19 protein-coding genes are annotated in these 21,302 nt (G+C 70.9%); 5 read left to right on the top strand and 14 right to left on the bottom strand.

Going from position 1 to position 21,302, the window contains the following annotated elements; genetic code table 11:
* Positions 1–125: 125 nt before the first annotated feature.
* The 4 genes from JCR33_RS09690 to JCR33_RS09675 form a co-directional block, all read right to left on the bottom strand.
* The gene (locus tag JCR33_RS09690; protein ID WP_198881855.1) at positions 126–2,438 is read right to left on the bottom strand and encodes a methyl-accepting chemotaxis protein; all 2,313 of its coding nucleotides are present in this window, start codon (positions 2,436–2,438) and stop codon (positions 126–128) included.
* A 99-nt stretch (positions 2,439–2,537) separates the two neighbouring features.
* Positions 2,538–2,804: a DUF6111 family protein gene (locus JCR33_RS09685; protein ID WP_198881854.1), complete on the bottom strand. Its 267-nt coding sequence runs from the start codon at positions 2,802–2,804 to the stop codon at positions 2,538–2,540.
* On the bottom strand, positions 2,801–3,634 hold the full coding sequence (locus JCR33_RS24935) for an NUDIX hydrolase (RefSeq protein WP_198881853.1): 834 nt from the start codon (positions 3,632–3,634) through the stop codon (positions 2,801–2,803). Before JCR33_RS24935 ends, JCR33_RS09685 begins: the two co-directional genes overlap by 4 nt.
* Before the next feature lie 4 nt (positions 3,635–3,638).
* Entirely contained in the window at positions 3,639–4,271 is a 633-nt protein-coding gene (locus JCR33_RS09675; RefSeq protein WP_332461156.1) for a DUF1285 domain-containing protein, read from the bottom strand.
* 143 nt (positions 4,272–4,414) lie between these two features.
* On the opposite strand from JCR33_RS09675, the gene JCR33_RS09670 reads away from it, so the two are divergent.
* The 4 genes from JCR33_RS09670 (at position 4,415) to JCR33_RS09655 (ending at position 11,359) form a co-directional block, all read left to right on the top strand.
* Positions 4,415–5,416, top strand: coding sequence for an AAA family ATPase (locus JCR33_RS09670; protein ID WP_198881852.1), 1,002 nt, complete (start codon positions 4,415–4,417; stop codon positions 5,414–5,416).
* A 257-nt stretch (positions 5,417–5,673) separates the two neighbouring features.
* Complete coding sequence (locus JCR33_RS09665; protein ID WP_198881851.1) at positions 5,674–6,552, top strand: DUF58 domain-containing protein; 879 nt, start codon at positions 5,674–5,676, stop codon at positions 6,550–6,552.
* Positions 6,549–9,299 carry a DUF4159 domain-containing protein gene (locus tag JCR33_RS09660; RefSeq protein WP_198881850.1) on the top strand — a complete coding sequence of 917 codons (2,751 nt, stop codon included), beginning with the start codon at positions 6,549–6,551 and terminating at the stop codon, positions 9,297–9,299. The genes JCR33_RS09665 and JCR33_RS09660 overlap by 4 nt, the downstream gene beginning before the upstream one ends.
* 8 nt (positions 9,300–9,307) lie before the next feature.
* On the top strand, positions 9,308–11,359 hold the full coding sequence (locus tag JCR33_RS09655) for a hypothetical protein (RefSeq protein WP_198882200.1): 2,052 nt from the start codon (positions 9,308–9,310) through the stop codon (positions 11,357–11,359).
* 81 nt (positions 11,360–11,440) lie between these two features.
* Here the strand turns inward: JCR33_RS09655 and JCR33_RS09650 are convergent, their stop codons facing one another.
* The 10 genes from JCR33_RS09650 to JCR33_RS09605 form a co-directional block, all read right to left on the bottom strand.
* Positions 11,441–11,926, bottom strand: coding sequence for a GNAT family N-acetyltransferase (locus JCR33_RS09650; protein ID WP_198881849.1), 486 nt, complete (start codon positions 11,924–11,926; stop codon positions 11,441–11,443).
* Positions 11,927–12,035: 109 nt separating this feature from the next.
* Complete coding sequence (locus JCR33_RS09645) at positions 12,036–13,058, bottom strand: ABC transporter ATP-binding protein (protein WP_198881848.1); 1,023 nt, start codon at positions 13,056–13,058, stop codon at positions 12,036–12,038.
* Positions 13,059–13,110: 52 nt separating this feature from the next.
* Positions 13,111–14,100 (bottom strand): ABC transporter ATP-binding protein, encoded by a 990-nt coding sequence (locus JCR33_RS09640; protein ID WP_198881847.1) that lies wholly within the window; start codon positions 14,098–14,100, stop codon positions 13,111–13,113.
* The gene (locus JCR33_RS09635; RefSeq protein WP_198881846.1) at positions 14,097–14,891 is read right to left on the bottom strand and encodes a homocysteine S-methyltransferase family protein; all 795 of its coding nucleotides are present in this window, start codon (positions 14,889–14,891) and stop codon (positions 14,097–14,099) included. The genes JCR33_RS09640 and JCR33_RS09635 overlap by 4 nt, the downstream gene beginning before the upstream one ends.
* Positions 14,888–15,817, bottom strand: coding sequence for an ABC transporter permease (locus JCR33_RS09630; RefSeq protein WP_198881845.1), 930 nt, complete (start codon positions 15,815–15,817; stop codon positions 14,888–14,890). The genes JCR33_RS09635 and JCR33_RS09630 overlap by 4 nt, the downstream gene beginning before the upstream one ends.
* On the bottom strand, positions 15,814–16,791 hold the full coding sequence (locus JCR33_RS09625; protein WP_198881844.1) for an ABC transporter permease: 978 nt from the start codon (positions 16,789–16,791) through the stop codon (positions 15,814–15,816). The genes JCR33_RS09630 and JCR33_RS09625 overlap by 4 nt, the downstream gene beginning before the upstream one ends.
* A gap of 32 nt (positions 16,792–16,823) precedes the next feature.
* Complete coding sequence (locus tag JCR33_RS09620; RefSeq protein ID WP_198882199.1) at positions 16,824–18,410, bottom strand: ABC transporter substrate-binding protein; 1,587 nt, start codon at positions 18,408–18,410, stop codon at positions 16,824–16,826.
* Between the two features lie 109 nt (positions 18,411–18,519).
* Positions 18,520–19,314 (bottom strand): creatininase family protein, encoded by a 795-nt coding sequence (locus JCR33_RS09615; protein ID WP_198881843.1) that lies wholly within the window; start codon positions 19,312–19,314, stop codon positions 18,520–18,522.
* Between the two features lie 78 nt (positions 19,315–19,392).
* The gene (locus tag JCR33_RS09610; RefSeq protein ID WP_198881842.1) at positions 19,393–19,632 is read right to left on the bottom strand and encodes a hypothetical protein; all 240 of its coding nucleotides are present in this window, start codon (positions 19,630–19,632) and stop codon (positions 19,393–19,395) included.
* A gap of 111 nt (positions 19,633–19,743) precedes the next feature.
* Positions 19,744–20,133 carry a RidA family protein gene (locus JCR33_RS09605; protein WP_198881841.1) on the bottom strand — a complete coding sequence of 130 codons (390 nt, stop codon included), beginning with the start codon at positions 20,131–20,133 and terminating at the stop codon, positions 19,744–19,746.
* A gap of 158 nt (positions 20,134–20,291) precedes the next feature.
* On the opposite strand from JCR33_RS09605, the gene JCR33_RS09600 reads away from it, so the two are divergent.
* Entirely contained in the window at positions 20,292–21,299 is a 1,008-nt protein-coding gene (locus JCR33_RS09600; RefSeq protein ID WP_232372477.1) for an ABC transporter substrate-binding protein, read from the top strand.
* The last annotated feature ends 3 nt before the right edge of the window (positions 21,300–21,302 follow it).

The raw sequence follows: 21,302 nt of genomic DNA, 5'->3' as shown, positions 1-21,302 counted from the left end.
TGAATTGCCCAGGCGCCGCCTGAATGCTCGGGCGCCGCCTGAATGCTCGGGCGCCGCCTGACTGCTCGGGCGCCGCCTGAATGCTCGGGCGCCGCCTGAATGCTCGGGCGCCGCCGAGAGGGCGGCTACAGCGCCTTCTTCATGGTGTCGAGGAACTCGCTCGAGCCGCGCGACAGGTTGTCGTTGGCCTGGCTCAGCTCTTCGGCGGCGCGGATCAGCAAGTGCGCCGCATCGAGGTTCGACGTCGACAGCCCCTCCACCTCGCGGATGGTCGAGTTCGCGGTGCCCACGCCGTCGGCCGCGTGCTGGGCGTTGACGGTGATCTCGTGCGTTGCCGCCTGCTGCTCTTCCGCCGCCGCGGCCACCGACACGAAGGTCTCGCGAATCTCCTCGATCACCTGGGACACCTCGGTGATGCCCTTCACCACCACGTGGACCTGGGCCTGGATGCTCTCGGTCTGCTGGGCGACCTCCTCGGTGGCGCGCGCGGTCTGGGCGGCGAGGTTCTTCACCTCCTGCGCCACCACCGCGAAGCCCTTGCCGGCCTCGCCCGCGCTCGCCGCCTCGATGGTGGCGTTGAGGGCGAGGAGGTTGGTCTTGCCGGCGATCTCCGAGATCGCTTCCACCACCTCGGTGATCCGCTCGCTCGCCGTGGCGAGCTCCTGGGCGCGCTTGGCGACCGACGCGGTCTCCGTCGCCGCCTCCGAGGCGCGCTGGGTGGAGCGGGCGAGACGCTCGGAGATCTCGGTGATCGAAGAGGCGAGCTGTTCGGCCGCCGAGGCGACCATCTGGACGTTGGAGGACGCCTCGGTGACCGCCGCCGCGCCGGAGTTGAGCTGCCCCTGGGTCGCCTCAACGCTTTCGACGATGCCGCGGACCTGGGAGTGCATGCCGCGGAAGGTGGTGCCGATCTGCTCCACGGTCGCCTTGATGTTGGTCTCGAAGGAGCGGGTGCAGCTGACCTGAGCGGTGACGATGCCCCACGTCAACAGGGTACCGACATAGTGGCCGTTGCGGCTGTAGACCGCGGAGATGTTGAGGTTGAGATACTCGCGCCCGCCGAGATTGATGGTCGCCTTCCACGGCAGCCGCGTCGGATCGCTGAGGATCGCCCGATGGTGCGCCGGGTTGGTGTGGAAGACGTCGATCGAGCGGCCGATGATGTCGTCGATCGGGCACGGCAGCAGATCGCTAATCTTCTCGAGCTGCTGCACCGTCGCCTCGTTCATGAAGGTGATCTTGAAGTCGTCGTCGGGGTCCGCGACCATCACCGCGAGCGGGATCTGCTCGATCATCCGGGCGCGCAGATAGGCGACCTTGCTGGTCTCGAGCAGGCTGCGCAGCGCGCTCCACATGCGGCCGAACTCGTCGCGGCTGTTGCGGTTGCGGATGGTGAACTCGGTGTCGCCGCTCGCAAGGGCGGCCATGCGCTGGGTCAGCCGACCGATCGGCGCGGTCACGCTGCGCACCATGTAGATGCCGACGAGAACCGCCGCGATCGTCGCGACCACCGCGAGATAGAATAGCAGGTCGCGCGTCTGCGCCATCTCGCCATCGGACGCGGCGTCGACCTGGAGCTGGAGATTGTCGGCTCGCCCGTCGATCGAGCGGGCGATCGACACGAGCTCACCGGCGAGAAGCTGCATCGGGCCATTGACGAGGTCGGTGCGCAGCTGGACCGTCTCCGCGGCCTGGGCGATGTGGTCCTGATAGGTGAGCAGCGCCCGATCGAGCTCGGTGATGCGCTCGCTGCGCCCCGCCGTGTCGCGATAGCGGCCGAGCGCCACGCGCGCATTGGCGACCTGCGCGATCGCCCTGTCCCGCCCCCCCGACGTGGTGGGGTCGGTGATGAAGTCCATCGCGGCGATCTCGGCGAGGAGGCTCGCCTCCTTCACCGCGGCGGCGTGGAGCATGGCGTTGGCGCTCTGAAGGCGCTGCGACTCGCGGATGAGAAGATCGATGCGCCCGTGGATTCGCCCGCTCTGGCCGGCGAGCTCCTTCAGCTGGGTGTCGCGCTTGGATTGCAGCGCCACGACGGCGTCGAACTGGCGCGCATAGTCGGCGACCTTCGTCTGCAGGAGCCCGACCTCCTCCTCGTCCTTGGCGTCACCGCTCAGGAACGCGCCGGCCTCGGTGGCCTGCTCCTGAAGGCGGGCGATGTTGGCCTTCGCCTCCTGCGGTTTGGCATCGCTGAGGTCGGCGACATATTCGGCGACGGAGAAGCGGGCGGCGAACGTGTTCTCCTCCAGCTCGTGGGCGAAGATCTGCTTTCCCGTCGCCCCCCGATAGGTCGCGAACAGCGCGTCGACCCGGTCGATGCTGTGATGGGCCCCGACCGCCACCACCACGAAGAGGCCGACGAGCAGCGCCACCATGAAGCTGAGCTTCCAGGAAATGCCGATGTTGTTAATGAATCTCGGGGAGCGACCGTCTGCCATCGATCTCAGTCTCACGCTGGTGCCGTTCTGAGCGAGGTCTAGACTCGATGCCTTGCGCACGGCTTTGCCGCGGCGCCGACGGTTGCGCCGAGGTCCGCCTCAGCGCGGCCGGAAGCCTCCCGGGATGAGCTTGCCGTCGCGGTACTGGGCCGGCACGTAGACGCCTTCGCTGGTGCCGCTCGTCATCGCGAAATAGACGAAGCCGCCGATCACCAGGAGGCCGCCGATGACGGTGAGGGCGAACGCCGCCCGCCCCATGGTGGCGACCCGCGCGCCGGTCCACCCGTGCGTCGTGAGGCGATAGACGAAGAACGCCACGAACGGCAGCGCGAACAGCACCAGCTGGGTGATGATGATGCGGATCATCGGATGTCGAGCCGCTCGCTGACGAGCTTCAGGATGCCCGCCGTCACCCCCCAGATGCGATGGCGTCCGTACATCGTCTCGTAGTAGCGGCGGGTGGCGCCGTTGCGCTCCATGGTGCGCTCGCGCCGGTTGGCGTCGCTGAGGGCGAAGCCGAACGGCATGGTGAAGGCGGCGGCCACCTCGCCGGGCTCGGGCACCAGGCGGACCGTCTCGCGCAGTCGGGCGAGAACGGGAACCACGAAGAAGCCGGAGCGGGTCACATAGGCGTCGACGAGGCCGATGGGCTCCACCGCATGACGGGGCAAGGCGATCTCCTCCTCAGCCTCGCGCAAGGCTGCTTCGGCAGGCTTCTCGCCAGGCTCAATCCTTCCCCCCGGCAATGCAATCTGGCCGGCGTGGGCCTTCAGATGGGTGGCACGCTCCGTGAGGATCAAACTGAGACGCCCCATGTCATCGGCCGCAAGGGCGACGAGCACGGCCGCATGGCGCGGCGGTGGCGTGTCGGCCGACGGCGCGAGGTCCGGGTTGAGCACGTGGTCGCCGAACACCGGCGCATCGACGGGCAGCGGCTCGAGCGGCGGATATAGCCCAGCCGCCCGCTCCAACACTCTCGCAAGCTCCGTATCGTCGTCGGCCGGCGGATACACCGTGGGTGGCCCCGCCGTCTCCGCGGCGAGCGCCCTCGCCTCCATCGTCTCCTCGCCTTGGGCGACATGCTCGCCATGGCCCGTGCTCTCGCCGAGGGCAGCGTCGTCGCCGTGGGGCACACCCTCGCCGTCGGGCAACGCCCGGCCGTCCGACCGTTCCTCGCCGCTCGTCACCGCACCCACCCGCTCATCGCGCCGCCTCCGCCGAGGCGACCGGGAAGAAGGTGCCGCCGCTCCAGATGCCGAGCGGGGCGTCGGGCGCATCGCTCCCCGCTTCGGCGAGCTCGGCGAGCTCCAGCGCCGCGGCGCGGGTGAGGCGCGCCTCGAGCCCGCCCCGCACCCTGACATAGGGCACGAAGCCGTCGTGCGCGGCATCCTGCGCCACGCGCAGGGGATGGTCGGGATCGACCCTCACCACGTCGCCCACGTTCGTCCGCACCGTCACGCTGCGGGAGGCGCCCTCGCCCTCCGCGACGAGCTCCACCGCCACGAACGGTGCGTCCGCCACGGCGATGGTCATCTTTTCCACCGGCGTGACGAGCACGAAGCTGCCGTCCGCCTCGCGCCGCAGCACCGAGGCGAAGAGCCTCACGAGACGCTCGCGGGTAATCGGCGAGCCGTTGTAGTGCCACGTGCCGTCCTCTTTGATTTCCATGGGGATGGCGCCGCAGTCGGGCGGGTTCCAGCGCTCGACCGGTGCCGCTCCACCACCGAGCTCCGCCGCCCGCGCGATCAGCGCGGCGAGCGGACCGGCAGGGGAATCCATCGTCTCGTTGTCGTCCTGCGCCACCTGGCCGCAGCCCTTCCGTTGCAACCCCACGTGCGATGCGCAACGCTCTACCCAACCTAATCCAAAACAGCCACCCCGCCAGACCATGGACAAATGGTTAGGCGACGCCGGCCCGGACCTTGCTTTTAGTGGAAGGTGGGCCAGACTCCGACCGCGGCCCAAAGGGGTAAGTCATGAATAGCTTCAGTGTGATGGACCGAACCGACGACGCCGAGACCGTGAAGGAAATCGACGCCGCGGTGGAACGTCTGGGGGCCGCCAAGGCGGAGGTGGATCGCATCATCTTCGGCCAAGGTGACGTTGTGGAGCGTTCTCTCATCGCCGTGTTGTGCGGCGGCCACGCCCTCCTCGTCGGTGTCCCCGGACTCGCCAAGACCAAGCTGGTGTCGACCCTCGGCACGGTGCTCGGCCTCGACGACCGGCGCATCCAGTTCACCCCCGATCTGATGCCCTCCGACATCCTCGGCGCCGAGGTTCTTGAGCAGGCGGCGTCGGGCGAGCGCGCCTTCCGCTTCATCAAGGGCCCGGTGTTCGCCCAGCTTCTGATGGCGGACGAGATCAACCGCGCCTCGCCGCGCACCCAGTCGGCGCTGCTGCAGGCGATGCAGGAGGGCTTCGTCACCGTCGCCGGCACGCCCCACGCGCTGCCGACGCCGTTCCACGTCCTCGCCACGCAGAACCCGTTGGAGCAGGAGGGCACCTATCCGCTGCCCGAAGCCCAGCTCGACCGCTTCCTGATGCAGATCGACGTCGTCTATCCGCACCGCGACGCCGAGCGCCGCATCCTGCTCGACACCACCGGCGTCGAGGATGCGACCCCCGCCGCGATCCTCACTCGCGAGGAATTGATGTCGTTCCAGACCCTCGTCCGGCGTATCCCCGTCGGCGAGGCGGTGGTGGACGCGATCCTCGACCTCATCCGCAGCGCGCGGCCCGAGGACAACGAGGATATGGCGGATAAGATCGCCTGGGGCCCTGGTCCGCGCGCCGGCCAGGCGCTGATGCTGGCGGTACGGGCGCGGGCGATGCTGACCGGCCGCCTCGCCCCTTCGCGCGACGACGTGACCGCCCTTGCCGAGCCGATCCTCCAGCACCGCATGGCGCTCACCTACACCGCGCGCGCCGACGGGCACACGGTGAAGGGCATCATCGCCGAGCTCGCCGGGCGGCTCTAGATTGTCGGGGTGGCGGCCGTCGCGCCGCGCCCCGGCACGACCCGCGTCCGCCTCCGCGGCGGCGCAGCAGTGACGCGGCGCGCGATGACGGCGCGCCGGGCGGGGCGGGATGCCCCAGGAACGACAATGTCGAGCGAACGGCGACGTCGCCCTGCGGCGGCGTGGCCCGAGCGCATGTCGAGCTGAAGAGGCCCATAGTGTTCGAGCGGCTCAGACGCCCAGAATCCGAGGCGTCGCACCCGCCGGCCGACGCGGCGATGATCGCCGCCAAGTCGGCCTCGGCAAACCTTCCGGACCTCCTGGTGGAGGCGAAGCGCGTGGCGGCGTCGGTCGCCGCGGGCTGGCACGGCCGCCGCCGGGCCGGCCCCGGCGAGACCTTCTGGCAGTTCCGCCCCTTCGAGTTCGGCGAACCCGCCCGCCGCATCGACTGGCGCCGCTCCGCCCGCGACGACACCCTTCTGGTGCGCGAGCGCGAATGGGAGTCGGCCCACAGCGTCACCCTCTGGGCCGACCGCACGGCCTCCATGCGCGCCCGCTCGCGCCTCGCCACCGCCTCCAAGGAGGAGCGCGCCGTGGTCCTCCTCCTCGCCCTCGCCGATCTCCTCGGCCGCGGCGGCGAGCGGATCGGCCTCGCCGGCGGCCCGCCGCCGTCCGCCCAGCGCAACGCCGCCGATCGCATCGCCGAGGCGCTCAGCGAGACCGCCGCCACCGCCGACGAGGAGGCGACGCCGCGGCTCGACGCCGTGCGCCGCTACTCCGATGTGGTCCTCATCGGCGACTTCCTCGATCCCATCGACACTTGGCGCCCGGTGTTCCACGCCCTCGCCGGCCGCGGCGCGCGCACCCATCTCGTGCAGGTGCTCGATCCGGTGGAGGAGACCTTCCCCTTCGACGGCCGCAACCGCTTCGTCGACCCCGAGACGGGCTTCGCCTTCCTCGTCGGCAAGGCGGAGGCCTGGCGCGCCGGCTACCGCGACACGCTCGCCGCCCACAAGGAAGCCCTCGCCGCCGAAGCCCGTCGGCTCGGCAGCTCGCTCATCATCCACCACACCGACCGGTCCGCCGCCCCGGCCTTGCTTGCCTTGCGCAACGGGCTCGCCGGCGAGGGCGCGGCCCACCAGGAGCGTCGCGGATGACCGACCTCGCCTTCGGCGCCCCCGCCGTGCTCTGGGCGCTGCTGCTCCTGCCGGTGCTGTGGTGGCTGTTGCGCGCCACCCCGCCGCGCCCGCGCGACATCACCTTCGCACCGACCCGCCTTCTCCTCGGCCTCACGAAGCGTGAAGAGACGCCGTCGCGCACGCCCTGGTGGCTGATGCTGATCCGCCTGATGCTCGCCGCCTTGGTGATCATCGCCCTCGCCCAGCCGGTGCTGAGGCCCGATGCGCCGATCGCCGCCGGCGACGGGCCGATGCTGATCGCGATCGACGACACCTTCGCCGCGGCCGACGACTGGGACAGCCGCGTCGCCCTCGCCGAGCGCCAGATCGCCGCGGCGGAGGCGGCGAACCGCGCCGTGATCCTGGTCGGGACCGCCGATCCCGCCCCCGCCCTCACCGGCCAGAGCCCGCAGGAGGCGCGCGAGCTCCTGCGCAGCCTCTCGCCGCAGCCGTGGCCTGCCCAGCGCGGCGCCCTCGCCGAACGGCTCGCCGGCATCGAGGTCGGCGGTGCCGCCTGGCTCTCCGACGGCCTCGCCGGCGACGACGACACCGCCTTCCTCGCCGCCCTCGACGCGGCGAGCGCCGCCCCGGTGCGCGTGTTCCTGCCCGAGAGCGGCCGCCTCGTGGGCGTGTCCGACGTGACGGCGACGGCCGACGGCATGGCCGTGACGCTGGTGAGCGACGCCTTCCCCGGCCCGCTGCCGCGCCAGGTGCGCATCCTCGACCAGCGCGGCTTCGTCCTCGGCGAGGGCGCCGCCACCTTCGGCCCCGGCGCCACCAGCGCCACCGTGGACCTCGCCCTCCCCACCGAGCTGCGCAACGATGCGATGCGCGTGACGGTGGGCGGCGAGCGCAACGCCGCCGCCGTGCGCCTGCTCGACGAGCGCTTCCGCCGCCGCACCGTGGGGCTGATCTCGGGCGCCTCGTTCGACCAGGCCCAGCCCCTCCTGTCGCCGCTCCACTATCTGCGGGCCGCGCTGGCGCCGTCGTCGGACCTGCGCGTGCCCACCGCGCGGGACCTGCCGAGCGCGGTGAACGAGCTCATCGACGCCGGCACCTCGGTCATCGTCCTCGCCGACGTCGGCACCCTCCTCCCCTCGACGCAGGACGCCCTCGCCCGCTGGATCAACGCCGGCGGCGTGCTCATCCGCTTCGCCGGCTCGCGCACCGCCGACGGAATGGACGACCTCGTTCCCGTGCCGATGCGCGAGGGCGCCCGCACCCTCGGCGGCACCCTCTCGTGGAACGATCCGCAGCCGCTCACCGACTTCGCCGCCAACGGCCCGTTCGCCGACCTCACCGTGCCCAACGACGTGACGGTGCGCCGCCAGCTCCTCGCCGAGCCGTCGATCGCGCTCACCGAGCGCACCTGGGCCAGCCTCGGCGACGGCACCCCGTTCGTCACCGGCCGCGGCATCGGCGCGGGGTGGGTGGTGTTCTTCCACGTCACCGCCGACACGAGCTGGTCGACCCTGCCGCTGTCCGGCAGCTTCGTGGAGATGCTGCGGGCGGTGGTCTCCCTCTCCTCCACCACGATGGGGGGTGAGGCGAGCGCGGAGGGCCGGCCCGCGCTGCCGCCCTATCGGGTGCTCGACGGCGCCGGCCGCCTGGTGGCGCCCGGCTCCAAGGTGGAACCGCTGCCCGCCGGCAACGCCGTCCTCGGCCCCCGCCATCCGCCCGGTCTCTACGGCGCGGACGGCGCCTTCCGCGCGGTCAACCTCCTCGCCGACGGCGAGACGCTGACCGCCCTCACCCCCGACGCGCTGCCGAACGCCGCCGTCGCCAGCTACACCACCGACGGACCCACTGAGCTGAAAGGCATGTTCCTGACCATGGCTGCGGTTCTCCTCCTCGTCGACGCCCTCGCCATATTGATCCTGATGGGGGCGTTGCGGCGCAGTGCGGTCGCGGCGGGCCTCGTGCTCCTCGCCCTGATCCCCCTCGTGCCCGACCGCGCCGCCGCCGAGGAGCTGAGCCCCGCCGCCCTCGAATTCGCGATGCGCGCCTCGCTGCACACCCGCCTCGCCTACGTGGCGACGGGCGACGCCGAGCTCGACAGGATCAGCGAGGCCGGCCTCAAGGGCCTGTCGGAGGCACTCACCCGCCGCACTGCGGTGGAGCCCGCCGAGCCCATGTCGGTCAACATCGAGACGGACGATCTCGCCTTCTTCCCTCTCCTCTACTGGCCGCTCTCGCCGTCGACCCCGCGCCCCTCCGACACGGCGATCGCCAAGGTGGACGCCTACATGAAGAACGGCGGAACGATCCTGTTCGACACCCGCGACCAGGGCGGCGCCGTGCTCAACACCACCTCACCCTCCACGATGGCGCTGCGCCGGATCCTCGACGGGCTCGACATTCCGCCCCTCGAGCCGGTGCCGCAGGACCACGTGCTCACCAAGACCTTCTACCTCCTCTCCGGCTTTCCCGGCCGCTGGTCCGGCTCGCCCCTGTGGGTCGAGGCCCTCACCACCGAGGAGATGGAAGACCGCCCGGCCCGCGCCGGCGACGGCGTGTCGCCGATCATCATCACCGCCAACGATTTCGCGGGCGCCTGGGCGATCGCGGAGGACGGCAGCTACATGTTCCCGACGGTTCCGAACGACCCCTACCAGCGCGAGATCGCGCTGCGGGCCGGCATCAACATCGCGATCTACACCATGACCGGCAACTATAAGGCCGATCAGGTGCACATCCCGGCGCTGCTGGAGCGCCTCGGCCAATGAGCGGCTTGATGGACGTCTCCGTCGCCTTCTCGCCGTTCGTGCCGGTGTGGCTCGTGGCCGCCTTCGCGGTCGTCGGGCTGACGCTCGCGGGGCTCGGCGTGGTGCGGCACGTACGCGGCTCGGCCTTCCGCCTCGTGGCGGTGGCGCTCTTCGCCATCGCCCTCCTCAACCCCGCCCTGCAGCGCGAGATCCGCGAGCCGCTCGACGGCGTGGTCGCGGTGGTGGTCGACCGCTCGCAGAGCCAGCGCACCGCCGGCCGCCTCGCCGCGACCGACCGAGTGGCCGCGGACCTGACGCGCCGCCTGGAGGCGACCCCGGGTCTCGAGGTGCGCACCCTCACCGTCGACCGCCCGCCCGCCGACCAGGACGGCACCGCCCTCTTCGGCCCGCTCGCCGATCTCCTCGGCGACGTGCCGCCCGACCGCATCGCCGGCGCCGTGATGGTGACCGACGGACAGGTGCACGACGTGCCCGAGACCGCCCCCTTCAACGCCCCCCTCCACGCCCTCGTGGTGGGCGAGGAGGACGAGCGCGACCGCCGCATCGAGATCGTCGCCGCCCCGCGCTTCGGCCTCGTGGGCTCGACCCAGACGATCAAGGTGCGCGTCGAGGACGCCGGCGCGGCCGAGACCAGCGTGCCGCTCGAGGTGCGCATCGACGACGAGGTGGTGGAGACGCGCACCGTCACCGTGGGCGAGGAGGTGGAGGTCGCCGCCCCGATCAAGCACGGCGGCGACAACTTCTTCCAGTTCGCCGTCCCGTCGGTGCCGGGCGAGCTCACCGACGTCAACAACACCGCCGTCGCCATCGTCGAAGGCGTGCGGGAGAATCTGCGCGTGCTCCTCGTCTCCGGCGAGCCGCACGCGGGCGAGCGCACCTGGCGCAACCTCCTGAAGTCGGACGCCTCGGTGGATCTCGTCCACTTCACCATCCTGCGCCCGCCGGAGAAGCAGGACGGCACGCCGATCAACGAGCTGTCGCTGATCGCCTTCCCGACCCGCGAGCTGTTCAGCCAGAAGATCGACGAGTTCGACCTCATCGTCTTCGATCGCTATCACCGCCGCAACGTGCTGCCGTCGCTCTATTTCGACAACATCGCCCAATACGTCCTGAACGGCGGGGCGGTGCTGATCGCGGCGGGGCCGGACTATGCCGGGCCGCGCTCCATCTACCATACGCCGCTCGCCGCCGCCCTTCCCGCCGCCCCCTCCGGCGACGTGATCGAGGCGCCGTTCCGGCCGGCGGTGTCGGAGCGGGGCGCGCGCCACCCCGTCACCCGCGAGCTGCCGGGGAGCGAGGCGAGCCCGCCGGCCTGGAGCGACTGGTTCCGTCAGGTGGAGACCATCCCGGTCGCCGGCGAGACGGTGATGACGGGCGCCAACGCGAGCCCCCTCCTCACCCTGTCGCGCGAGGGCGAGGGCCGCGTCGCCATGATGATGTCGGACCACATCTGGCTGTGGGCTCGCGGCTTCGACGGCGGCGGCCCGCACGTGCCGCTGATGCGTCGCCTCTCCCACTGGCTGATGAAGGAGCCGGAGCTCGAGGAGGAGGCATTGCGGCTCGACGCCGGGGCGGGATCGCTCACGATCGAGCGGCAGACGCTCGCCGACGGCGTCGCGCCGGTGACCCTCACCACCCCCTCCGGCGAGACGCAGGACGTGACGCTGGAGGAATCGGCCCCCGGCCTCTGGACCGCCGACATCGCGGATCCGGAAATGGGCCTCTACCGCGCCACCGACGGGACGCTGACGGCGCTCGGCCATGTCGGCCCGGCCAATCCGCTGGAGGCGCGGGACCTGCGCTCCGACACCGAGCGGCTCGCCCCGATCGCCGAGGCGACGCGCGGCTCGGTCCGCCGCGTCAACGACGTCGCCGACACCCCGCGCATCTTGATGCGCACGGAGGGCCGCGCGATGGCCGGCAGCGACTGGCTGGGGCTGCGCCAGTCCGAGGCGAGCGAGCTCGTCGGCGTCGACCGTCTGCCGCTCTTCGCGGGCTTCCTCGGCCTCGCCTTCCTGATCGCCGCCGTCGGCGGCACCTGGTGGCGCGAAGGTCATTGACCGTGGGCGCCGCTCGGCCGGCGCCCACGACCAACTCTCGGCCTGTCGGCGCCCGTACGGTTCGCCGGCGGGCCGCCCCTTCTACCACGCGTCGGCGAGGAGCGGGCCAGCGACCGTGCCCTTGAGCGGCAGCGCCATCAGGCGGTGACGCTCCACCGGTCCCGGCATCAGGATCTCGTCCCACACCTGCACGAAGCCCGACGGGCCGTAGAAGGGCGGATCCCCCACGAGGACGATCGCCACCGCCTCGGTATCGCGCGAGGCCTCGATGCAGCGGGTGAGGAGGGCGCGTCCGATCCCCTGCTTCGCCGCCGTCTCCGCCACCGCCAGCGGGCCGAGGAGGAAGGCGGGCACGCCCCCCACCCTCACCCGCGTCTGGCGGATCGCCCCGATGACGAGGCCGTTGCGATCGGCAACGAAGCTGGTGCCGGTGTCGTGCGGCACCCCGTCACGCAGCCGATAGGCGGTGCGTGCGAAGCGGCCCGGCCCGAAGGCGACCTCGTAGAGGGTTTCGATGGCATCGTCGTCCGAGGGCAGCTCGGGCCGAAGAACGAGATCGGGAGGCATGGGACGCTCGCGCAGCATGACGGTATGGCCTCTTGGCCAGTCTATGGTTCGGTCAGCGGGGCGATCGTCGGTGCGTCATGGCGCGCCGGTTAGCACGGGCCGGGCCCGATCACAACGCCGCCCGCCCCTCCGCCACGGCATGGCAGGCAACGAAACCCGAGCCTGCGGCGAGAAGATGCGGCGGCTCAGTCCGGCAGCGCGTGTCGGCGAGCGGGCAGCGCGGATGGAAGGCGCAGCCGGGCGGCGGATCGATGGGGTTGGCGATCTCCCCCGTCGCCCTGAGCCGGTCGCGCGAGCTCATGGAAAGGTCGGGCACCGCGTCGAGCAGCATGCGCGTATAGGGGTGGAGCGGGGCGACGAACACCGTCTCGACCGGCGCCACCTCCACGAGTCGGCCGAGATAGAGCACCCCCACCCGGTCGGCCATGTGCTGGACCACGGCGAGGTTGTGGCTGATGAACAGGAAGGTGAGGCCACGCTCGGCCTGCAGGTCCTTCAGAAGGTTCAGGATCTGCGCCTGCACGGACACGTCGAGGGCGGAGGTCGGCTCGTCGCAGACGAGGAAGAGGGGCTCTGAGGCGAGCGCCCGGGCGATCGAGATGCGCTGGCGCTGACCACCGGAGAACTCGTGGGGAAAGCGCCGCCCGTCGAGCGGATCGAGCCCCACCGCGGTGAGGAGGGCGGCCACCCTCTCGCGCCGCCGCCGGCCGCGGGCGAGACCGAAGGCGCGCATCGGCTCCCCCACGATGGCGTCGACCCGCATCCGCGGATTGAGGCTCGCGAAGGGGTCCTGAAAGATCATCTGCATCCGCCGACGCAGCGTCTTGAGGGCGCGCGACGCCCTGCCCATGGAGACGCGCCCGATGGCGACGCCGTCGATGGTGACGGTGCCCCGATCGGCCTCGATCAGCCCGACCACGAGGCGGGCGATGGTCGACTTGCCGGACCCCGACTCGCCGACGAGCGCGAACGTCTCGCCTCGCCCGATGGTGAAGGAAACGTCGGCGACGGCGCGCAGAAGCCGTCGCCCCTCGCCGCCGAGGGTGCGGTCGAGCCAGGGGGCGGAGACGTCGAAGGCCTTCGCAAGCCCCTCTACCGCGACGAGAGGATCGCCGGCGACGGGGTCGGTCATGGCCCCGCCATCCACCGGCACGCGCCGCCTCGCGCGGGTGGGGCGCTCCCCCTCATGTGGTGGCCAGTGCCGGCTCCGGCGCCGCCTCGTGCAGGAAGCAGGCGACGCGGCTCGCACCGACGACGGCGGGCTCGGGCCGGGCGAGCACGCACTTGGCGAACGCCTCGGCGCACCGCGGATGGAAGGCGCAGCCGCGCGGAATGGCGTCGAGGCGCGGCATCGCGCCGGGGATCTGCGCAAGGCGTTCGGTGCGATGCGCAAGGCTCGGGATCGCCGCCATCAGGCCGGCCGTGTAGGGGTGGAGCGGCCGGCGCACAACATCGGCCACCGGCCCCACCTCCACGATACGCCCGGCATACATCACTGCCACGCGGTCGGCGGTCTCCGCGATCACCCCCATGTCGTGGGTGATCAGCATCACCGCCGCCCCGTGCTCGCGGCACATCCGCTTCAGCACGGCGATGATCTGGGCCTGCACCGAGACGTCGAGGGCCGTGGTGGGCTCGTCGGCGATCACGAGGGCGGGCTCGGCGGCGAGCGCCAAGGCGATCACCACGCGCTGCCGCATGCCGCCCGAGAAGGCGTGGGGATAGGCGTCGATGCGCTGGGCGGCGGCGGGAATCCCCACCTCCTCCAGGAGCTCGACGGCGCGCCGCCGGGCCGCACGCCGCCCCAACGGCAGATGGGTGCGGATCGTCTCGGTGAGCTGCTGGCCGATGGTCTTGAGCGGATCGAGGCTCGTCAGCGGGTCCTGGAAGATCATGCCGATGCGCCGCCCGCGCACCTTGCGCATCTCGGCCTCGGAGAGGATGTCGATGCGCTCGCCGGCGAGATGGACCTCGCCGCCCGCAAGCCGCCCCGGCAGGTCGACGAGGCCGATGACGGCGGCCCCGGTGAGCGACTTGCCGGCGCCCGACTCGCCGACGACGCCCAACACCTCGCCGGCGGCGATCTCGAAGGAGACACCGTCGACCGCCGTCAGCACGCCGCGTCGCGTCGGAAAGCTCACGCGAAGATTTGTAACGCGCAGAACCGGCGTCATCGCCTGGCGTCCAGCATCGCCCGCAGCGCGGCGAGATGCTTCGGCCCCACCCCGACGCCACCGCCGACGAGACGGGCTCCCGCGGCGAGCATCGCCTCCACCTCGGCGGCGAAGTCGTCGGGACGGGTCGCCGCGCCGTCGGGCGCCCCGGCGTCCGGCAGCGCGCCGAGGGGCACATCCGGCCGCTCCTTCAGCGTCTCGAGCGCGGTTCGGGCCGCCGCGGCGGAAACGCCGGTGACGAGGATCGCCTTCACCGGCAGGCAGCCGAGCCGCGCCACCGCCTCCTCGACCGGCGTGCCGCAGAAGAGCTCGCGCCCCTCGTCGAAGCGGGGCCGCAGCCCCACCCAGACCGGCTTGCCGGTGGCGAGCGCGGCGCGCGCGGCGACCACCGCCTCCGCCGCCGTCTCCGCGCCGTCGACGAGGATCGCATCGACGGCGCCCGCCACCATCAACGCCGCCTCGGCGTGGGCCGCTTCGAGCTCCGCCTCCGGCACCACACGGTCGATCCCCTCCCGATGCACCGGGCCGACGGCGCCGACGATGAGCGCTCCCGGATTTTCCCGCTCGCGGGCAGCGTCCGCGGCGGCGAGGAGGGCGCGGTTGATCTCCCCCCACGCCGTCCCGCGGCCGTTCCGGTTCATCAGCCAGCGCGGGGTGTTGCGCGTCGCCGTGACCACGGCATCGGCCCCCGCGGCGAGAGCGGCGGCGTGGGCCGCCTCGGCGGAGGCGGCGGGGGGTGGGGGCGCGGCAGGGTCGGGTGCCGTGCCGAGGGTGGACACGAGCATCGTCATCGCAGCTTCGGGTTGAGAGCGTCGCGCAGAAAGTCGCCGAGGAGGTTCACCGACAGCACCAGGATCGCGAGCATCGCCCCCGGAAACACGATGATCCACCACTCGCCGGAGAAGAGATAATCCTGGCCGACGCGGATCAGCATGCCGAGCGAGGGCTGTGTCGGCGGCATGCCGACGCCGAGGAAGGAGAGCGTCGCCTCGGTGATGATGGCGAGCGCCAGATTGATGGCGGCGATGACGAGCACCGGCCCCAGCACGTTGGGCAGGATGTGGCGCGCCATGATGGTGACGGGCGAGAGGCCGATGAGGCGCGCCGCCAGCACGTATTCCTTGCTGGCCTCCACCAGGGTGGAGCCGCGCACGGTGCGGGCATATTGCACCCAGAACGAGAGGCCGATGGACAGCACCAGGACGCCGAACGCCGACTCCTCGCGCGTCAGCCCCGGCAGCAACCCCCGCACCGTCCCGTCGATGAGGAGAGCGATGAGGATCGCCGGAAACGTGAGCTGCACGTCGGCTATGCGCATGATGACCGCGTCGACCACCCCGCCAACATAGCCCGCGACGAGCCCCAGCGAAATGCCGAGCACCGCCGCGAAGGTCACCGAGGCGAACCCCACCGCGAGCGAGATGCGCGTGCCGTAGAGGAGGGCGGAGAGGAGATCGCGCCCCTGGTCGTCGGTGCCGAGGAGATAGGTGGTGGTCCCACCGGCGCGCCAGGCCGGCGGCGTCAGGCTGTCGAGGAGCGACAGGGACGCGAGGTCGTAGGGATCGTGCGGCGCGATGAGGGGCGCGAAGGCCGCGGCGGCGAAGATCAGCAGCGTCGCGAGCGCCGCGAGCATCGCGACGCGCGAGCGCAGGAAGGCGGCGAGGAGGTCGGAGTCGGCGAGGCGGCCCCGCGGGGCGACGGCCGGCAGCTCGCTCATGTCGCCCGCCCCGCGAGGCGGATGCGCGGATCGACCACCACGTAGAGGAGATCGACCACGAGGTTGATCGCGACGAAGAGCGCCGCGATCAGCATCAGATAGGCCGCCATGATGGGGATATCGACATTCTGCACCGCCTGCAGGAACAGGAGCCCCATGCCCGGCCACTGAAACACCGTCTCGGTGATGATGGCAAAGGCGATCACGGAGCCGAGCTGCAGCCCGGTGACGGTGATGACCGGCACCAGCGTGTTCTTGAGCGCATGGCCGAAGTGGATCGCCCGCGCCGTCAGCCCCCGCGCGCGGCAGAAGCGGATGAAGTCGGCGCGCATCACCTCGAGCATTTCCGCCCGCACCAGGCGCATGATCAACGTCATCTGGAAGAGGCCGAGGGTGATCGCCGGCAGGATCAGCGCCTTGAGGCCGGACACGGTGAGGAGGCCGGTGGTCCAGAAGCCGAGGTCCACCACCTCGCCCCGCCCGAAGGAGGGCAGCCAGCGCAGGTGCACCGCGAAGACGAAGATGAAGAGGATGCCGATGAGGAAGGTCGGCAGCGAGATGCCGACGAGGGAGACGGCGAGGAACAGCTTGGCGAGCGGCGCGTGGCGGTTGAGGCCGGTGTAGACCCCCATCGGGATGCCGACGAGGAGGGCGAAGAGGGCCGAGGCGATGGACAGCTCCAGCGTCGCCGGCAGGCGGGCGGCGAGAAGGTCCGCCACCGGCTGTTTGAACTGGTAGGAGACGCCGAAGTCGCCACGCGCCGCGTTCGCCACGAAGCGGGCGAACTGCAGCGGCATCGGATCGTCGAGGCCGAGGCGCTGGCGCAGCGCCTCGCGCGCCGCCGGCGAGGTGTCGATCCCGACCATCTGGTTGATCGGATCGCCGACGTAGCGGAACATCATGAAGGCGAGCAACGCCACCACCAGCATGACGACGACGGCCTGCACCATGCGCCGCACGATGAACGCGATCATGCCTCAGCGGTCCCGCCGCCCGCCGCTCCCATTCACTTCTTCACGTAGTCGAACAGCAGTTTGTTGTCGGGGCGCTGGACGAGCGCGACGCCGGCCGCCTTGCCCCAAGCGAGGCCCTGCTGGTGCAGCGGCACATGGGACACCTCGTCGTGGATGATGGTGAAGGCGTCGAAGATCATCTGGTCGCGCATCACGGGGTCGTTCTCGACGAGGATCTTCGCGCCGAGCGCGTCGACCTCGGGGTTGCAGTAGTTGCCGAGGTTGAAGGCGCCGCCCTCGGTGCCGTCGGCGTTGCGGCAGGTGTTGAGGTTGAAGATGACGTGGTGCGAATCGAGCGAGCCCGCCGTCCAGCCGAGCAGGTAGAAGGAGGTGTCGTAGCCGCCCGACGCGAGCACCTTGCCGAAGAATTTCGCCTTCGGCTGGGCGTTGAGCTCCACGTCGATGCCGATGCCGGCGAGCATCGCCACCACCGCCTGGCAGATCTGCTCGTCGTTGACGTAGCGGTCGTTGGGGCAGTCCATGCCGACACTGAAGCCGTCCGGATAGCCGGCCTCCGCGAGGAGCGCCTTGGCCTGCTCCGGATCGTAGGGCAAGCGCTCGAACTCGCCGGACCGCGCGTAGAGCGACGGTGAGATCATCAGCGCCGACGGCGTCGCGAGGTTGCGCATGATCTTCGCCGCGATCGCGTCCTCGTTGATGGCGAGATAGACCGCCTTGCGCACCCGCACGTCCTTGAAGGGGTTCGTGCCCTTCACGTCGGAATAGAGCAGCTCGTCGCGATCCTGATCGAAGCCGAGGAAGATGGTGCGCAGCTCCGGCCCGGTCAGCACCTCGGTGCCGGGATTGGCGGAGACGCGCGGGATGTCCTGCACCGGGATCGGGTAGGCCATGTCGAGCTCGCCGGAGAGAAGGGCGGCGACGCGCGTCGCATCGGAGGCGATGGGGGTGAACTCCACCCGGTCGATGTTGAACGAGCGGTCACCCCAGTTCCACCAGTCCTCGTTGGCCTCGAAGACCGTCTTCACCCCCACCTCGTGGCTCACCACCTTGAACGGGCCGGTGCCGTTGGCGTGGAGGGCGGCGTAGTTGGGCGTCTCGGCCGAGGCGGAGGTGACGGCGACGCCGCCATTCTCCTCGGCCCATTCCTTGTCCATGATCGCCCAGGCGTCCCACTCGGAATGGAGGATCGGGTTGGGCGTCGCCAGGCGCACCTCCACCGTATAGTCGTCGAGCTTCACGAACTGGGCGCCGGGCGGGATGCGGGCGCCGAGGTCGGAGCCCTCCGACACCACACGCTCGGCCGAGAACAGCACGTCGTCGGCCGTGAAGGGGTTGCCGTTGTGGAAGGTGACGCCTCGGCGCAGGTGGAAGCGCCAGGTGGTGTCGTCCACCACCTCCCAGCTCTCGGCGAGACCCGGGATGATTTCCATGTCAGGCCCGCGCCGGATCAGCCCCTCGTAGACGTTGGCGAGCGTGCCGAGCGAGAACGTCTCGTTGAGGGTGTAGGGGTCAAGACCCGACAATTCGCCTTGGAAGGCGTAGCGGAAGGTGGTGTCGTCGCTGGCCCAGGCGGCACCGCCCAGGCCCACGAGCACGATCGTCGCCGCAAGTCCGCGCATCATAGCCCTCTCCCCCTGGGCGCTTATTCTTGCGCCTCTGCTTGATCACCTCGAGAAGCCTAGGCATAGGGCCGGCGAGACGTCCAGTCGTCTTGCCGCGCCCGGAGGCTTATTTCAGGACGGCGAGATCGATACGGGCGACGTCGCGCAGCAGCGCGAGAAATCCGTCGGCGTGGTGCGCGGCGAGCTGGGCACCCATCGCCGGCGTCGCCTTGGTGGCGTCGCCCACCACTCCGTGCGGATTGAGGTCGCCGGACTTCCAGGCGAACGGGTGAGTGCCGTGGGCGGTGAGGTGGGTGAACTCGGCCTTGAGGCCGGTCTGCGCGCTCGGGAAGTCGGCGATGTGCTCCTCGCGCACGAGATCGGGCCGGAAATGCTGGATCAGCGCCGTTTCGAGCGTGCCGCCGTGGATGCCGACGGCCCGCTCGGCATCGTCGACGAGGTCGGCGTCGCCGAAGCGGAACCAGGCGGTGTGGACGGCGAGCATGTCGAAGCGCACCCGCAGCTCGCGCGTCACCACGTCGAGCATCGCGGTGTTGCCGCCGTGGGAGTTCACGAACACCACCCGCCGGATCCCCGCCCGCGCCACCGAGGTGGCGATCTCGATCCACGCCTTGATCGCCGTCTCCCACGACATCGTGAGGGTGCCGCGATAGGCGATGTGCTCGTTGGACTTGCCGATCGCCTGGATGGGCAGGAAGGTCGCCGGAAGATCGGCCGGCAGGCGCTCCACCACCGTCCGCACCATGCCCTCGCCGATGATGGTGTCGGTGCCGAGCGGCAGGTGCGGGCCGTGCTGCTCGATGGCGGCGGTGGGGATCACCGCGACCCAGCCGTCGGTGTCGGTGGAGAAGTCGAGCGCGGTCATGTCGGCCCAATAGGGGCGCGGCAGCGGCGGGGCCATCGGCGAAGTCCTTCGGCGGTATCGGGGTCGGTCGGGCCGCAGCCTATGGCCGGGGAGCGGGGGCCGTAAAGCGCCGCGTCACGGCCGGTGGACCTCCGAGGGCGATCGCCGGCGGTCGGGCGACGGTGCCGCTTCGGCCGCCGCCTCGGGCGTCGCGGCCACCGGCGAGGACATCGGCGCGGACATCGGCGCGGACGCGGGAGAGGACATCGGCGAGGCGGTGGGGGCCGTCCCCTCCTCCGGCTCCGGGAGCGCGGCCGTCACGGCGCCGAGCGCCAGTACGGAGAGGCAGGTGGCGGCGGTCACGGTGCGTGTCATCTCGGCGGGCTCCCTGTGGACGAGGCCCGCTGGCGGCGGGCCCCTCGGCGTCAGGGCGGGGAACCGCCTCGACGGCCGATGGTTCCGGCCGCCGCCCGTCGCGACGTCGCGTCAGGGGAGCGCGGCGATCGCCTCCACCTCCACCACGAAGGCCTCGGTCGCAAAGCCCGAGACGATCATCAGCGTGGAGGCCGGCGCGGGCTTGTCGCCCACGAAGCGGTTGCGCGCCGCCATGTAGCCGGCGAGATGCTCCCGGCCCGCCACGTAGGCGTTGAGGCGGACGAGATTGGAGGCGTCCGCCCCCGCCTCGGCGAGGATGGCGCTGATGTTGCGAAAGCACAGCTCGGCCTGGGCCTCCGCGCCGATCGGCACCGCCTCGTCGGCCCCGATGCCGAGCTGGCCGGACAGGACGAGAAGCCGCATGCCGGCCGGCACCTCCACCGCGTGGGCGTAGTTGGAGAACGGGCGGCGGATGGTCGTGGGGGTGTGACGCGTGAGCATGATGCGACGCTAGTCGAGCGGCGACCGCCCGTCCAGCACGGCACGAGAATTGCTCGCGATCGGCGAGCTCGCCGGGTGCGCCGCCCGTTGGCGGCACCGAGCGGCGATGCTAACCATGGCCGAAAGTCGGCATACGGCCGGACACCAGAGGGATGGACATGACGCGCATTTTTATATTGGCGCTTGCCGCAGCGACCGCGGGCACCGCTCACGCCCAGGACCTCACCGCAGTGACGTTCGGCACCAACTGGCTGCCCCAAGCCGAGCACGGCGGCTACTACCAGTCCGTCGCCGACGGCACCTACGCGGCGTGCGGGCTCGACGTGACCATCGCCCCCGGCGGGCCGCAGGTGAACAACCGCGCCCTCCTCCTCGCCGGCCGCATCCAGTTCCACATGGGCGGCAACCTTCTCCAGGCCTTCAACGCGGCCGAGCAGGGCATCCCCCTCAAGGTCGTCGCGGCGCACTTCCAGAAGGAGCCGCAGGTCCTGATGACCCATCCCGATCAGGGCCTCGACACCTGGGACAGCCTCAAGACCATCGACCTCCTGATCGGCGAGAACGGCTTCCAGTCCTACTATCAATGGATGATCAGCGAGTATGGCTTCAGCGCCGATCAGCGCAAACCCTACACCTTCAACCCGGCCCCCTTCCTCGCCAATCCGCGCTCCGGCCAGCAGGGCTACGTGACGTCCGAGCCCTACGCGATCGAGACGCAAGGCGGCTTCAAGCCGGTGATCTTCCTGCTCGCCGACTACGGCTTCGACACCTACGCCACCACGGTGGAGGTGATGGCGAAGACCGCGGAGGAGAGCCCGGAGATGGTGCAGTGCTTCGTCGATGGCTCGGCGATCGGCTGGTACAACTATCTCTACGGCGACCGCTCCGCCGCCGACGCGCTGATCCTTGAGGCCAATCCGGAGATGACGCAGGCGCAGCTCGACTATTCGGTCGACAAGATGAAGGAGTACGGCATCGTCGATTCCGGCGACGCGCTGGAGCTCGGCATCGGCGCCATGACCGACGAGCGGTTCGCGAGCTTCTACGACAAGATGGTGGCGGCGGGCGTCGCGCCGAAGGGCATCGACGTGAAGTCGATCTATACGCTCGAGTTCGTGGACAAGGGCGTGGGGCTCGACGTGAAGAAGGCGCTGACCGGCGAATAAGCC

This window comes from Acuticoccus mangrovi, assembly GCF_016411865.1.
In the GTDB taxonomy this organism is placed as follows: Bacteria; Pseudomonadota; Alphaproteobacteria; order Rhizobiales; family Amorphaceae; genus Acuticoccus; species Acuticoccus mangrovi.
This window is presented reverse-complemented; position numbering and strand designations above follow the sequence as displayed.